Origin of the sequence: Dysgonomonas sp. GY617 (assembly GCF_015233815.1) — a bacterium.
In the GTDB taxonomy this organism is placed as follows: Bacteria; Bacteroidota; Bacteroidia; order Bacteroidales; family Dysgonomonadaceae; genus Dysgonomonas_A.
Map to the genome: position 1 here is coordinate 750,281 of NZ_JADCLR010000001.1, position 14,848 is coordinate 765,128.

Sequence of the window (14,848 nt, forward strand, 5' to 3'; positions counted from 1 at the left end):
TCATGTTTAGGAATAATCTGTCATCAAAGAGATTGTTCGCAAAACCTATTTGGGTGTTTATATTGTGTTGTCTGTTTTCGCTACATGCTTATTCTCAGCAGCAAGTTAGTGTAAGCGGAAGTGTTGTTGATAAATCGGGCGAAGCTATAATCGGAGCCAGTGTTATAGTAGAAGGTAAAACTACCGGAACTGTAACCGATTTGGATGGAAAGTTTGTGCTAAGTGCTCCTTCTAACGGGTCACTTCGAATTTCGTATATAGGTTATTTGCCACAAGTTGTTGGCATAAATAACCGCACTTCAATATCAGTAACATTGGCAGAAGATGCCGAGACTTTAGATGAAGTTGTGGTTATTGGTTACGGGACGGTAAAGAAAAGAGACCTTACAGGGTCAGTATCGTCTGTGAAAAATGAGGATATAACCATCTCGCCAACCAATAATGTGATGGAGGCATTGCAGGGACGGATTGCTGGTATGGATATTCTGAAAACAACGGGTCAGGTAGGAGGAAATGTTGAAGTCCTTTTACGTGGAAACCGCTCTATTTATGGTAATAACACGCCCTTGTTTATTATAGATGGTGTTATTGGTAGCTACGAGCAAGTGAATCCTATGGATATTGAAAGTTTTGACGTGTTGAAAGATGCTTCGTCAACAGCAATTTTTGGTTCAGCCGGAGCTAATGGGGTAGTAATGATTACAACCAAAAGAGGTAAGGAAGGAAAAGTAGGAGTAAACTTCGACGGATTTATTGGTTTTAGTGGTGATGCAAAATTCTATCATGGTATGAAAGGCGATGAGTGGACTAACTATCAACGCGAAGCTTATAAATATTTAAACGGACAGTATCCTACTGATATGTCTTCTATTTTGACTGATGCTACGAAATTGGCTGCTTATAACGATAATAAATGGATCGATTGGGTAGATGAAGCTTCGGGTAATTCGGTTGTAAATCAGAAATATAACGTTTCAGTGTCAGCAGGTAATGCTAAAACGAAAGTTTTCTCTTCTCTGTCTTATGACAGTCAGGAAGGTTTATTGAAAAATGAAAACCTAAACCGGTATGCTATGCGGTTAAATATCGACCAGGAAGTAGCCAAATGGGCAAAGGTAGGTTTCACATCTAATATGGTTTATACTAACCGAAACAATGGTGTTAGAAATACTTTTACCAAAGCTATTTCGGCTTTTCCATTGGGTGATGCTTATGACGAAAACGGTGATATCAATTACGAATTTGCTCAGGATGAATACTCTCCTTTGGGAGACTTTATCAAGAATCAGTTTGTGGATAATACGCGTAACACATACCTTAATGCCAATGTATATCTTGATATAACTCCTATAAAAGATTTTAATTTTAGAACGGTTCTCAATGGAACTTTAGATAATTCTCGCAGAGGTCAGTTTTGGGGTAGTGAAGCAACTGCCAACCGACCATCTTATGCGGGCTCTCCTCATGCTGAGATTACCAATAGCTATCGTTACAGATATATGTGGGATAACATACTTACCTACAATAAGACATTTAATACTGATCATAATATAACGGCAACTGTATTGTCTTCGTGGCTTAAAAATGAGGATGAAAGCAATAAGGCAGCAGCTAGCGGACAGTTTATCGATTCGTGGAGCTTTTACCGATTGTTGGCAGGAACTTCAGCTAGGGTTGAATCAGGTTTACTCAGAATATGAAGATGTCTTATGCGATGCGTCTAAACTATTCTTATAAAGGACGTTATTTAGTAACCTTCTCTAATCGTTGGGATGGTGTGTCTTGGTTTTCGCAAGAAAACAAATGGGATAGTTTTCCCGCAGGAGCTTTAGCATGGCGTATTTCGGATGAGGCTTTTATGAATGACTCGAAAGCTTGGTTAGACAATTTAAAATTGAGAGTAGGTTATGGTGTAACCGGAAACGATGGAGGTATTGGTGCATATAGTTCTTCTACCAATGCATCCGCGTATTCGTCGGCAGGTGTGAGTCTTGATGGCAAAATAGTACCTTTCACTCAATATGCAGGTATTTATGGTAACTCTAGCTTAGGATGGGAAAAATCTTATAACTGGAATATAGGGGTGGATTTTGCTATCTTGAAAAATAGAATTGACGGATCGGTAGATTGGTTTAGTACACGTACCAAAAATCTATTATTTAAACGTACAATGCCCGTTACAAGCGGAAGTACTGGATGGGGATCGCCTCTGCAAAGCTGGGAAAATATTGCCGAAACAAGTAACGAAGGGCTTGAAGTAACTATCAATACCCGAAATATTCAGACTCGTGATTTTGTGTGGAATTCAACTGTAACTTTCACTTGGAGCAAAGAGAAAATAGAATCTCTGCCAAGTGGCGATCTTATAAATGAGAATTTGTTTGTTGGGCAGCCTATAAAATCAGTTTACGGTTACAAATATGATGGTATCTGGGGAACAAATGCATCAGCCGAAGAATTGGCTAAATACGGTGTGAAACCGGGATGGGTGAAAATTGCAACTGTGCCAAATGTCACTACTGTGAATGGCGAAGAGGTTAACGACAATGGGGAACATAAATACAGCGAGAAAGACAGGCAAATATTAGGACACTCGAATCCCGATTTTATTGTAGGTTTAAATAATACCTTTAGATATAAGAGTTTCGATTTAAGTGTTTTTGCAACTGCAAGATACGGACAAACTATAACCAGCGATTTGTTGGGATGGTATTCTGCCAAAACAGGCAGTTCGAACAATCAAATTGCGGGGGCTGATTATTGGACAGAAAACAATCAGGGAGCTTATTATCCTATTGCGGGTAGTGGAAGCGAGCAAACAGTAATGCCTGCACTTAAATACAGAGATGGTTCATTTATCAAAGTCAAAAATATTACATTAGGATATACTTTACCTAAGCTATTTAATATTGAAAGGTGTCGTTTCTATGCAACTGCATATAATCCCTTTTTGTATGTAAAAGACAAACAATTGAGAGGTACAGATCCTGAAACTAACGGATCGGATTCATTTCCTCTTTACAAACAGCTTGTGTTTGGGGTAAATATATCGTTTTAAGGGTCTCAAACCTTTTATTACTAATAATATGACAATGAATATTTAATGTTACGGAAGTAACTTCTGAAAAAAGATAAATCATTATGAAAAAGATATTTAATATACGAACATTTCTATCTGTATTTCTGATATCCAATCTGTTTCTGTCGTCTTGTTCCTTAGATGAAGAAAATCCCGGAGGATTTACAATGGAAAAAGCTGCGGAATCTATCGAGGGATACGAATCGCTAATCAATCAATGTTATTTTTCGATGCAACGCTATTTTTATGGTACCGATAACTGGGTTACTTTAATGGAAGGTGGCACAGATTTGTGGACTTATCAAGCCAACAAATCGACCTCGTGGACTCAATGGTTCTGGTATTTTGCAGGAGCATCGCCCAATACAACCTATACCAATAATTGGTGGAATGGCACTTACGATGGAATAGGCTCATGCAATATTGCAATTGAGTATGCAAACAAACCTCCATACAAGACCGAAGAGTTGAGAAATGCAGTTGTTGCAGAAGCCTACTTTTTGCGTGCTGTATATTATTTTAATGCAGTAGAGCAATTTGGTGGTGTAACAGCAATTACCTCACCGGCTAAAGGGATAGACTTTCATCCGGAAAGAACCGACCCTCTGACAATATATAAGGATATAATTATCCCTGATCTCGAATTTGCATTTAAATGGTTGCCCGTTGGAGATCATTCAACCACTTCTCGTCCTACTAAAAAAGCTGCACTGGGTTTTCTGGCTAGGGCTTGTTTGCAAACGGTAGAATATGATGCTTCTAAAGCATATGCTGCTGATGCTCTTAAATATGCTCAAATGTTGATAGAGGATGCTGAAGGAGGAGGTGGTAAATATAATGCTTACCTCTATCCATCTTACGAAGATGTGTTTAAAGAGGCTAATAACTGGACAAACAAAGAGGCTTTGTGGAAACACCGTTGGTATGCAGGAGGCGACGGTCATGGATCGAGCAATGGTAATTATAGATTGAACCGTAACAATGAGTATTTCTACTGTAAGGTTCCTAATTTCGGAGCTATGGTAGACGATCAGGAAACCCGTTTGAAATGGGGTGGAAACCAACCGGGAATTTTTATGCCTACACAACATTTGTTGAGTTTGTATGTGCAAGAAGATGGAACACTTGATCCTCGATTCCATCATTCATTCCAAACAGAATGGAAAACCAATCAGAAGTATACTTGGGATAAGGGCTCAGTGAATAAATATGATAAAGAAGCTTCTGTGCTTGGCAATTCACTAGCTTTGGGTAGTTTGGCAATCAAGTTTGTAATGCCTCAGGATGCAGACTATAACGCGGAAGTTGCTCAAAAACATAAAGTACCTTACTTATTAGTTGATTATAAGGATATTTATAATGATGCGAATAAGAATATTAATATGACCTATTCGTATGTAAATCCGTCAGCAGGTTATGTTACTAACGGAAATTCGGAGAACTTATTTAATTATTTCTATCCATCTCTAACAAAGCATAACAGTAGCAATTACTTTGTAGCTAATGCTTCGCAAAAACGTAACGGTAATCTCAATGCTGTTTTGATAATGCGTATGGCTGATATATATCTTATTGCTGCCGAAGCCGATCTTTATGTATCGGGTGGAGCTAATGCTGCAAAATATATCAATAAGATTCGTTCTCGTGCCGGAGCAAAGTTATTAACCGAGATGCCTACTATCCGCACTATATTGGATGAGCGTGCTCGCGAACTTTGTGGAGAAGACAGCCGCTTTTACGACTTGAAACGTACAGGTATGCTCAAAGACGATAGTTATCTGAAAAGTACGCACCCTGATTTAGCGAAGTATTACCATGCAGAATATGCATTACGTCCTATTTCTACAACATTTACTTCTACACTCGAAGGTGGTGGAGGTTATTATCAGAATCCGGGATATTAAAACATACTTCTTCCAAAAACAAAGAGCCTTTAATTTAAAGGCTCTTTTTGTATGTGTATGTGTCTTGATATAAAGCAAAATAATAGTCTGGATAAATTGCGATATAAAAAGAAAGAATTGTATTTTTGTCAAATTGAATAAAAATTAGATGATAGAACAAATAATTGTACTCGATAATGCAGATGCTGCCGTTTTTTTCGGTACCAATAATGGTAATCTGCAATTACTAAAAACACTATTTCCTAAACTACGTATAATTGCCCGTGGTAATATTATAAAGGTGATTGGTAATGCTGATGAGATTCCTTTCTTTGAAGAGAAGATGAGAGATCTAGAGTTGTTCTGTGTAGACCACAATATGCTTACCGAAGATAATATAATAGATATTGTAAAAGGGAAATCTCCACAGGGGGTAAAGCAAGATAATCTGATTATTTTCGGGATGAATGGCAAACCTATCTCGGCACGTAATGAGAACCAACAAAAGCTGGTAAATGCCTTTCAGAAAAACGATTTGGTATTTGCCCTAGGACCGGCAGGATCGGGGAAGACCTATGTGGCTATTGCTCTTGCTGTAAAAGCCTTAAAGAATAAAGAAGTCAAACGCATTATATTGAGCCGTCCCGCAGTAGAAGCCGGCGAAAAGCTGGGCTTTCTTCCCGGAGATATGAAGGATAAGATTGATCCTTACTTACAGCCTCTTTACGATGCTTTGGAAGATATGATAACTCCCGCCAAGCTGAAAGAATATATTGAGAATAAAGTTATTCAGATAGCACCTCTTGCATTTATGCGTGGGCGTACTTTGAGCGATGCCGTTATTATTCTGGATGAGGCTCAGAATACAAGCATACATCAGATAAAGATGTTTCTTACCCGTTTGGGGATGAATGCGAAGATGATAATAACGGGCGATGTTACTCAGATTGATTTACCACCTTCTCAGATGTCAGGCTTAAAGCATACTTTGCGAGTATTGGATGGAGTGAAAGGTGTCGGAAAGATAGAATTTACGAAAGAAGATATTGTTCGTCACAAATTGGTTCAGCTGATAGTTGATGCCTACGAAAAAGAAGACGAGAGACGTCGAAAAGAGTTTTCAGAGTCTAAAGAGTAATATCTGATATTACTATCAGTTTTATTTTGGATTACGAAGCTCCTAAAATAAACGGATGGTAGGCTGAGTGGCAGAGTTCTTTAGACGGTAGAGTAACGTTAATTGACGGAAAATGTCTAATTATGTGAGAACAAAGGACGAATTTATTTGTTGATAGAAGTAGAAATTTTTCATATTCTCTTATCTGAGATTTCATACCTTTTTATTGCTTTCGAAGAAGCATAATTGCAATAATAAGTTGTTGTCCTGAAATATAGAAATAAAATGTTTTAGACTACTCAATAAGATGGAAAAGTAAGATTTTGTAGGTAAATTTGTCGAACCCAATTTATAAAAATAAAATATATCCAGATAATGAAAAATACTTTAGTTACTACCGATTATCATTTTTCAGATCAGACAAATGTATATCATGGTAAAGTGCGTGATGTCTATTCAATTGGTAAAGATACATTGGTAATGATTGCAACAGACCGTATTTCGGCATTTGATGTTGTGTTACCACAAGGTATCCCATACAAAGGACAGGTTTTGAATCAAATAGCAGCCAAATTTTTGGATGCAACAGCAGATATTGTTCCTAATTGGAAGCAAGCAACACCCGATCCTATGGTAACAGTAGGTTTGCGTTGCGAGCCTTACAAAGTAGAAATGGTGATTCGCGGATACCTTACAGGTAGTGCATGGCGTGAGTACAAAAATGGCGCTCGCACACTTTGCGGTTTGTCTTTACCTGATGGTTTGAAAGAAGATCAAAAGTTTCCAACACCTATTATTACACCGACAACTAAAGCGGATGAGGGGCATGACGAAAATATTTCGAGAGAAGAAATAATTGCTCAAGGTTTGGTTTGGAGAGAAGAATACGAGCAACTTGAGAAATATACTTTAGCTCTTTTCCAAAGAGGTACTGAAATGGCAGCTCAAAAAGGATTAATCCTTGTGGATACAAAATATGAATTTGGAAAGAAAGATGGTAAAATCTATCTGATTGACGAAATACATACACCCGATTCGTCTCGCTATTTTTATGCAGATACTTATCAGGATTTGTTTGCTAAAGGCCAAGAACAACGTCAACTCTCTAAAGAGTTTGTTCGTAAATGGTTAATGGAGAACGGATTTCAAGGAAAAGAGGGACAGCACATTCCCGAAATGACAGAGGCGTATTGTAATTCTGTTTCAGAAAGATATATCGAGCTATATGAAAAAATCGTTGGCGAGCCTTTTGTGAAAGCTGATATTGCTGATGTTGAAGGTCGTATTGAGAAAAATATAACTGCTTATTTGAAAAAATAAACACAGTAAATTTCAGATATAAAATCGTCTGTCGGATATAAGCCAATTGTTTTTGGAAATATTCTGACAGACGTTTTTTTATTAACGATCTGGTATGTTTTTTGCAGTATTCCTCAGTAGTGCCTATTGTTGGTGCCTATTTTATTAAAGTGTCAAAAAGGTTTTAGACCTTATTTGGTATTTGGCGGTAAATTGTTACCTTTATTTAAAAGCAATTGAATTCTGCTTAAGTACGGCTAAATATTTATTGCTATATTTTCAATTATGATTAATTTTGGTGGATAAACTGCTGAAGGAAAAAGAGGGTCTGTGACCTTAACAAGAAAACTTTAATTTATGCCAAATCTCTATATTATATCCGGTTGTAATGGTGCCGGAAAAACTACGGCGTCATATACAATGTTACCAGAGATGCTCGAGTGCAAAGAGTTTATCAATGCCGATGAGATTGCGAAGGGACTTTCTCCTTTTCAACCAGAGAAAGCTTCTATCGAAGCAGGGCGTATAATGATACGGAGAATGGAGGAGATGTTGAGGCTACAACAGGATTTCGCCATAGAAACGACTCTCGCAACCAAATCGTATGTATCATTTATTAAAAAAGCACAAAAAGTAGGTTATTTCGTAACATTGTTGTATTTTTGGCTCAGTTCTCCTGAATTAGCTATTAAAAGAGTCGAAGACCGAGTTAAAGCCGGCGGGCATCATGTGCCTCAGGATGTAATTCGTCGGAGATACAGAGCAGGAGCACAAAATCTGTTTACTTTATACACTCCGATAGCGGATTACTGGTTGGTTGTTAATAATTCGGAAAATCCGTTTCGTTTAGTAGCCGAAGGAAAAAGATCGGATATGATAGAGGAACATAATGAAGAGATTTTAAATCAAATTAAAAATATATGACTCGTAACGAATTGGCTTTGAGAAGCAAATTATTGGTTGGTCTTAGTCTTTCTTATACACGTTTAATTGAAAAAAAGCAAATAGAAGATGGTAATCTCATCTTTTCGAAAAACGGTAAAATCGTTAAAGTCAGAGCTCGCAAATTGAGCAACGACGTTGAAGCTGAAGCAGCAGACGTCATTTAAGTAATAGGGCAATTTATTGCTGAACTACTCAGTAATAAGTTAAGAGAGTCCTCTTACACTTATCAAAAGAAATAAAAAGGTCGGTGACCTTAAACTTACACATGACATATCAGGCAGAAAAAGTAGTTCCTTATGAGAGTTCCGAAAATAAAGGAGCTCAGGTCGAACGTATGTTCGATTCTATTGCAGAAAACTATGATACACTGAATCATACGCTATCTATGGGTATTGACCGTGGATGGCGCAAGAAAGGTCTTTTGACTCTAAAAGATCTCAAACCCCAATCTATTTTAGATATTGCTACAGGTACAGGCGATTTGGCGATAGAAGCATATAGGTTGCTTGGATCGGAAAAAATCACAGGTATAGACATCTCCGAAGGGATGATGGAAGTTGGTCGCCAAAAGGTGGCTAAATTGGGCTTGTCAGACAAAATTACTTTCGAGAAGCAAGACTGCATGGCGTTAGACATTGCAGACAATTCGTATGATGCAGCAATTGTTGCATTCGGAATACGTAATTTTGAAAATTTAGATAAGGGCTTAAAAGAAATACATCGGGTTTTAAAACCGGGAGGTAAATTGATGATACTCGAATTGTCAAGTCCCGAGAGTTTCCCTATGAAACAAGGCTACTGGCTTTATTCTCGTTTATTTATACCGACTGTTGGTCGGTTTATCTCTAAAGACAAAACTGCATACTCATATTTACCCAAATCTATTGAAGCCTTTGTACAAGGTAAAGAGATGGTTGGAGTGCTTGCTAAAAACGGTTTCCGTAATGCGAAGTGTAAAACTTATACATTGGGAGTGTGTTCCATGTATTTGGGTGAAAAATAAAAAATATCTATTATGAAACTTACATCACTATTGAAAGTTGGTACTGCATTGTCTCTTGTTGCATTGTCTTTCGTACAATGTACCTCGGGCAGCGATAAAATTCATCAACAATTAAAAACTGAAGTTGACGCTATAAATAAGCAGCTTCCTCAAATGATTAATACCACTATTCGTATAGATAGTACTGTGCTTCTTAAAAATAACGATTTACAGCATTATTATACTTATACTGATACAGCAGCTTTTGATACACTTCAATTTGAAGATGAAATTGTTGCTTCGGTAAAAGAGATGACTAAAAATGATCCAGGAATGGAAGATATTCGCGGATATGGAATTTCAACTGAATATATTTACAGAAACTTGGATGGTAAGACAATATATCGTTTTAAAATAACTCCAGAAGATTATAAGTAAATTCTGATTCTTCGGAATAAGATATAACAAAAAAAGAGAGACAATTAATTGTCTCTCTTTTTTATGCAGTATAGGAAAGAATTGGCGGCTTAGCCTTTTATCTTGCCGTATATTTCATCAAATTTCTCACGATCGAAGCGTTCGTAACGAGGTTTTGTTGGTGTATAATCATCATTATCCCAAAGGGTGCTGGTGATCATCAAATCGGCGCTGTAACGATTGCATGCAATCGGCACATTGTGTACACGGCACTGGCGCAATAACATCATAATATCTGCCTCGTGTGGTTGCGGATTCAAGTCATCGATAAGGAAAACAGCCATATTTATTTCTTGACGTACTACCATTGCTGCTATTTCGGCATCACCACCCAAAGGTCCCGAGTTCATACAGGTTATTTCAGCATCAATACCCTTTTCACTGAAAGCTTGTCGGATAAGGAGCCCTGTGGTTCCTGTGCATACCAGATGATGGCTTGATAGGAAATCTGAATTATAGTAACACCAGTCTACCATATCGGCTTTGCGATGGTCGTGTGCTACTAGAGCTATAGTCAATCGTTTTCTCATATTTTTTTGTTTTAAAGCAATAGAGCTTTGTATTTTTAATTTTGATAATTTATCAAAAAAGAATTATTCGTTGGTGCTAAAAAGGTATTAACCCTTAGCTACTAATTCGGCAATCTTTACGATTACTTGTACAGCTTTTTCTAAAGATGGGATAGGTACGTATTCGTAACGTCCGTGGAAATTTAATCCTCCCGCAAATATGTTAGGGCAGGGTAGTCCCATGAATGAAAGTCTAGCGCCATCTGTACCTCCTCTGATGGGTTTTACAAGAGGTGTTATACCTAGTTCCTGCATTGCGTTGAAAGCGTAGTCTACGATCTGTATAACAGGCTCTACTTTTTCGCGCATGTTGTAATACTGATCTTTTATCTCAAGCGAAATAGTACTGCTTGGATATAGTTTTTGCAGGTATTCAACACTATCTCTCATTATTTGTTTTCTGTTTTCAAATAATGCTTTGTCGTGATCGCGAATAATGAATGATACTGAGGCTGAATCAACCGAGCCAGACATTCCCATCAAGTGGAAGAATCCTTCGTAATGAGAAGTATGCTCGGGTCTTTCATTTGCCGGAATGAGTGATACTAGTTTATTGGCTACAATAAGTGCATTAATCATCTTGTCTTTAGCCGATCCCGGATGTACACTACGCCCTTGTATATTTATTTTTACGCCGGCTGCATTGAAGTTTTCGTATTCAAGTTCGCCTAACTCTCCACCATCCATAGTGTAAGCCCATTCGGCTCCGAATTTTTCTACATCAAACTCATCAGCTCCTGCTCCTATCTCTTCGTCAGGAGTAAAGCAAATGCGTATTTTACCATGTTTAATCTCTGGATGATCCTTCAGGTATTTCATAGCTGTTATAATTTCGGCTATACCTGCTTTATCGTCTGCACCTAATAGGGTAGTTCCATCGGTTACAATGATATCCTGATCGGTGAACTTCAATAGTTCGGGGAAATCATTTGGCGAAAGTACTATATTAAGATCTTTATTCAGTATAATATCTTTACCATCGTATGCTTTTACAATACGTGGGTTTACATTCTTTCCTGTTAAATCGGGACTTGTATCCATGTGCGCAACAAAACCGATTGTTGGTATCTTTTTATCCGAATTGGCAGGTAAAGTTGCCATCAAATATCCATTACCGTCTAATGATATATCTTCGAGTCCTATTTCTATCAGTTCTTTTTTTAGCTCTTCTGCTAATACTAATTGTCCCGGAGTACTGGGAGTAGTGTGAGTTTCTGTACTTGACTCGGTGTCAAATTTCACATATTTGATAAATCTGTCGACTACATTCATCGTTTTTGTTCAAGTTTTAAATTATTTTCAAAAAAAATATCAGCCTTTAAAAAGAACTTTTGAATTTATAACTAATTGCATTTAAAATAATTATTCCCCCGGCTGATTCTTATCAACAAAGATACTAAAATGAAATCAAAGGAAAAAGAGTACTTAGTATTTTGGAATGTGAAAAAAATATCTACCTTTGTGCCCGGGTAAGCCCTATACGGTCAGCTCCTGATTAATCCCCCAGGGTTTGATCGCAGCAAGGGTAGTCGGTTGAGCGGCGCGATATAGTAAGTTTACCCACCTGCCTCTTTAGCTCAGTTGGCCAGAGCACGTGATTTGTAATCTCGGGGTCGTTGGTTCGAATCCGACAAGAGGCTCAAAAGAAAAGGAATTAGTTATATAACTAGTTCCTTTTTCTTTTTATTATATGGTTATGTAAAATCCCTCCCAAAGTATCGTTGATCAGATCAATAAGATGTCTGTAAAAAGGTGTCTCGTCATTCTCTTCTTTGGTTTCTGGTATTTCTGTCAAATCATAGTCTTTACGCAATAGATTAAGATATCTCAGTGCAGTCTTTTTTAGATTGACTTCTGTAAGTAATCCCCATCGGTTTTGATCTATTAGATGCGTTATAGCTGCTATTTGAGCCGATACCTCATTGTTGGATGTTATCTCATCAATTGTAGGTAAGAAGGCTTCTAATGAAGAATTGAGGTTGCTTGAAAGCTTTTGATAATGCTGAAATATTTTATCATAGGTAATACCATAGCGTTTGTTTTGCCAGATAGCGGATGCTTGTCTCTTGGGATTCATCCCTGATTGCTTATTGAGGGCTTCTTGCACTGCTTTCTTTACTGTTGCTCCTATAAGTTCTCCTAATATGCAATGCTTGCCTGCATTATATAATTGAATTTTAGAATCTAGATTGCTTACTGCTATAATATTGTCGGTTCCCGATCCTGTTGCTAAGCCCTCCGAATACATGCTGTTTGCCATAAGCTCTTCCAAAGCGGCGCTTTTGGCTTCGGTAGCTGTGATGAGAGATCGGGTGAGTGTTCCTGCATCCAAATGGGCATCAATCAGTAGAAATATATTTATTGTTCCCTGTGTGCTGTCGAGAGGTTCGTTTGTAAATTCGTTAAACTGAGCAGGGTCTCCTGCGCGCCCTCCGTTTATATCTATTCCGGCGGTAACCATTGCTGTAACACTTATCGATTCCTTGGATTGGGTTACTGTTGCCATGTTTTCCATAAGGGCAGCAGTACACATGCCGGTAGTTTTATCAGCGGGGAGATTCAGTTCAAGAGTGAGGGCATGATAATGCTCCATCATATTATTACCTTTCATGGTAACAATATCTCCTGCTTCTATGCTTTTTCCGCAGCTATTGTTATAGATGTATTGAATGTCTTCTTTGTACCCACCGTTTAGATTGCAGGTGCTGACAACGTTTCGGTGTCCGTTTAGTTGAATTATAATGGTTTCTTGGTCGAAATATACACTATCGTTGCAAATAGTGTTGAATAGTTTCTGCATATATTTTAGCCTTGTGATCTTTAATATTTTAAGATAGGCAAATATACAAAGAGTTGTGTAGCTTTAAATGGTGTGTAGAGTGGATTTGTAAATTCCTTATTTTCTTCTTGATTTGTAGTATTTCATCAAATAGTATGACGATGCAGACAGTATAATAAATGTGCATGCTCTGGCATAATGGCTCGTATTCTGCATATCTCTAAATATGAGTATCATATTTACAAAAATACAAATTGTGGATATTATAAATAAGGCTACACATAGTTTATACATACGTCATTTCTTTAATTCTACAATAATGCAGTCGTTTTCTATTTCTATGCTACTATTAGGATATACACTTAATATGTATGCCGAAAGCCCATTGATAGTAGGGTAGTCTCTCTCTCCTATGAAGTAGCGTGCGTCGTCTATGAGTAATACATGCTCGATGTCTGAAGATAAAATGGCTTTCACCTCCTCTGTTATAGGGCAATCTTTGTCTCCCCGGGCAGTAGTACCTCCAGAGTAGTGTCCATCAAGCCAGAACAGAGTCTTCTCAGGGAGATCTTTTATTAATGTCGACATTAGTTTGCCACTGTCTCCATGGATAAATTCGATATGAGAACGATTGCGGAAACGTTGTTTAGCTGCTTCCTGCAAATACTTGCTTAATTCTATTGTGTATATTTTTTCGAAATTATCTTGTTGAGCCCATATCATGTCACCCAAATAGGTTCCCGATTCTACTAATGTAGATATATCATGCTTCTTTCGGTATCGTGTAACCAGCTCTTGTTTTATGGCATGAGGTACAGGCACAGGTTTCCCTTTTCTAACCCATTTCGAGATTTGAGATTTATTCTTGTTCGAATGATATATTCGTTGAAGAAATGCTGGTAATATATTGAATAATCGTTTAGAAGCTGGCATTTTTATATAAATAAAATTACACTCAAAAACTTTGATACAACAAACTACAACAAATATATATTAAGTGAATTAAAATCAATTAATTCTTTCCTAAATATATTTTGAAGAATATAGTTTTTTTATAAACAGGCTTATTAAATCCTAGGTAGTTGTTTAATAGGTCTGTGTCTTAGTATGTTTTTAGAGTTCTATTCTGCAAAGATAGATAATTTCTCTTTCTGATAAAAAGAAAAAGTCTTTAAAAACCGGGATTAGATTTTAAAGACTTTTATTATGTGATGAAATAGTTGCATTTAAGACTTTTATTTCAACTATTTTATTTTAGAATAACATCTTCCTTTTGAATCTTTATATCGCAATAATGACAATTCAGTACAACATTGTTGTTATCCAGAACCTCGAAGCGGGTTACCATAGGTTCGTTATTAGTGATGCATTTGGGATTGTTGCATTTTACGATACCCAGAATTGTTTGTGGGAGACTGATTCTCTTTTTTTCGACTACTCTATAATCTTTAATTATATTGAGTATTACGTTGGGAGCAATAAGGGCAATGCGATTGATTTCTTCTTCTTCAAAGAATTTGTCAGAAATCTTAATGATTCCTTTAGTTCCCATCTTCTTACTTTCGAGGTTATTACCTATCGTAACAGGGTTTTCAAGATCACCCAAGTTAAGAAGAGATAATACCTTGAATACTTGTTTGGATGGTATATGGTCGATAGCTGTACCATTGCAAAGTGCTGCTACCTGAAGTTCTTTTCTTTTTTCGCTCATGATTCTC

General features: G+C 37.2%; 12 protein-coding genes, 1 tRNA gene and 1 pseudogene. 9 read left to right on the top strand and 5 right to left on the bottom strand.

Translation table 11 applies throughout. The features are described 5' to 3' along the window. Positions 1–2: 2 nt before the first annotated feature. The 8 genes and pseudogenes from IR022_RS03205 (at position 3) to IR022_RS03240 (ending at position 9,743) form a co-directional block, all read left to right on the top strand. Positions 3–3,058 (top strand): annotated as a pseudogene (locus tag IR022_RS03205) (SusC/RagA family TonB-linked outer membrane protein). Positions 3,059–3,141: 83 nt separating this feature from the next. After that, positions 3,142–4,983, top strand: a complete 1,842-nt coding sequence (locus IR022_RS03210) for a RagB/SusD family nutrient uptake outer membrane protein (RefSeq protein ID WP_050710044.1) — start codon at positions 3,142–3,144, stop codon at positions 4,981–4,983. Between the two features lie 148 nt (positions 4,984–5,131). After that, positions 5,132–6,100, top strand: a complete 969-nt coding sequence (locus tag IR022_RS03215) for a PhoH family protein (protein WP_194202565.1) — start codon at positions 5,132–5,134, stop codon at positions 6,098–6,100. Positions 6,101–6,454: 354 nt separating this feature from the next. Next, complete coding sequence (locus tag IR022_RS03220) at positions 6,455–7,399, top strand: phosphoribosylaminoimidazolesuccinocarboxamide synthase (protein ID WP_194202566.1); 945 nt, start codon at positions 6,455–6,457, stop codon at positions 7,397–7,399. 336 nt (positions 7,400–7,735) lie between these two features. Continuing rightward, complete coding sequence (locus IR022_RS03225; RefSeq protein ID WP_050710047.1) at positions 7,736–8,302, top strand: zeta toxin family protein; 567 nt, start codon at positions 7,736–7,738, stop codon at positions 8,300–8,302. Continuing rightward, positions 8,299–8,487 carry a hypothetical protein gene (locus IR022_RS03230; protein ID WP_050710048.1) on the top strand — a complete coding sequence of 63 codons (189 nt, stop codon included), beginning with the start codon at positions 8,299–8,301 and terminating at the stop codon, positions 8,485–8,487. The genes IR022_RS03225 and IR022_RS03230 overlap by 4 nt, the downstream gene beginning before the upstream one ends. A 101-nt stretch (positions 8,488–8,588) precedes the next feature. Next, positions 8,589–9,326 carry a bifunctional demethylmenaquinone methyltransferase/2-methoxy-6-polyprenyl-1,4-benzoquinol methylase UbiE gene (gene ubiE, locus IR022_RS03235; protein ID WP_194202567.1) on the top strand — a complete coding sequence of 246 codons (738 nt, stop codon included), beginning with the start codon at positions 8,589–8,591 and terminating at the stop codon, positions 9,324–9,326. Between the two features lie 12 nt (positions 9,327–9,338). Continuing rightward, positions 9,339–9,743, top strand: coding sequence for a hypothetical protein (locus IR022_RS03240; RefSeq protein WP_050710050.1), 405 nt, complete (start codon positions 9,339–9,341; stop codon positions 9,741–9,743). 89 nt (positions 9,744–9,832) lie between these two features. On the opposite strand, the gene IR022_RS03245 is transcribed toward IR022_RS03240, so the two are convergent. Together IR022_RS03245 and pepT are read right to left on the bottom strand one after the other, a co-directional pair. Next, positions 9,833–10,312 (bottom strand): methylglyoxal synthase, encoded by a 480-nt coding sequence (locus IR022_RS03245; protein ID WP_050710051.1) that lies wholly within the window; start codon positions 10,310–10,312, stop codon positions 9,833–9,835. Positions 10,313–10,399: 87 nt separating this feature from the next. Continuing rightward, complete coding sequence (gene pepT, locus IR022_RS03250) at positions 10,400–11,623, bottom strand: peptidase T (protein ID WP_194202568.1); 1,224 nt, start codon at positions 11,621–11,623, stop codon at positions 10,400–10,402. A 294-nt stretch (positions 11,624–11,917) separates the two neighbouring features. Between pepT and IR022_RS03255 the strand changes: the two genes are divergently transcribed. After that, positions 11,918–11,991 (top strand) — tRNA-Thr (locus IR022_RS03255). Positions 11,992–12,017: 26 nt separating this feature from the next. Here the strand turns inward: IR022_RS03255 and IR022_RS03260 are convergent. The 3 genes from IR022_RS03260 to pyrI all read right to left on the bottom strand — a co-directional run bounded on the left by IR022_RS03260 (position 12,018) and on the right by pyrI (position 14,844). After that, the gene (locus IR022_RS03260; RefSeq protein WP_194202569.1) at positions 12,018–13,151 is read right to left on the bottom strand and encodes an adenosylcobinamide amidohydrolase; all 1,134 of its coding nucleotides are present in this window, start codon (positions 13,149–13,151) and stop codon (positions 12,018–12,020) included. Positions 13,152–13,427: 276 nt separating this feature from the next. Next, complete coding sequence (locus tag IR022_RS03265; protein WP_194202570.1) at positions 13,428–14,063, bottom strand: hypothetical protein; 636 nt, start codon at positions 14,061–14,063, stop codon at positions 13,428–13,430. Between the two features lie 316 nt (positions 14,064–14,379). Beyond that, positions 14,380–14,844: an aspartate carbamoyltransferase regulatory subunit gene (gene pyrI, locus IR022_RS03270; RefSeq protein WP_185099967.1), complete on the bottom strand. Its 465-nt coding sequence runs from the start codon at positions 14,842–14,844 to the stop codon at positions 14,380–14,382. Between the last annotated feature and the right edge of the window lie 4 nt (positions 14,845–14,848).

Excerpts from the sequence above, each read along its gene's own strand:
- IR022_RS03210 (WP_050710044.1), top strand. The coding sequence starts at position 3,142 with ATGAAAAAGATATTTAATATACGAACATTTCTATCTGTATTTCTGATA.
- IR022_RS03215 (WP_194202565.1), top strand. The coding sequence starts at position 5,132 with ATGATAGAACAAATAATTGTACTCGATAATGCAGATGCTGCCGTTTTT.
- IR022_RS03220 (WP_194202566.1), top strand. The coding sequence starts at position 6,455 with ATGAAAAATACTTTAGTTACTACCGATTATCATTTTTCAGATCAGACA.
- IR022_RS03225 (WP_050710047.1), top strand. The coding sequence starts at position 7,736 with ATGCCAAATCTCTATATTATATCCGGTTGTAATGGTGCCGGAAAAACT.
- IR022_RS03230 (WP_050710048.1), top strand. The coding sequence starts at position 8,299 with ATGACTCGTAACGAATTGGCTTTGAGAAGCAAATTATTGGTTGGTCTT.
- ubiE (WP_194202567.1), top strand. The coding sequence starts at position 8,589 with ATGACATATCAGGCAGAAAAAGTAGTTCCTTATGAGAGTTCCGAAAAT.
- IR022_RS03240 (WP_050710050.1), top strand. The coding sequence starts at position 9,339 with ATGAAACTTACATCACTATTGAAAGTTGGTACTGCATTGTCTCTTGTT.
- IR022_RS03245 (WP_050710051.1), bottom strand. The coding sequence starts at position 10,312 with ATGAGAAAACGATTGACTATAGCTCTAGTAGCACACGACCATCGCAAA.
- pepT (WP_194202568.1), bottom strand. The coding sequence starts at position 11,623 with ATGAATGTAGTCGACAGATTTATCAAATATGTGAAATTTGACACCGAG.
- IR022_RS03260 (WP_194202569.1), bottom strand. The coding sequence starts at position 13,151 with ATGCAGAAACTATTCAACACTATTTGCAACGATAGTGTATATTTCGAC.
- IR022_RS03265 (WP_194202570.1), bottom strand. The coding sequence starts at position 14,063 with ATGCCAGCTTCTAAACGATTATTCAATATATTACCAGCATTTCTTCAA.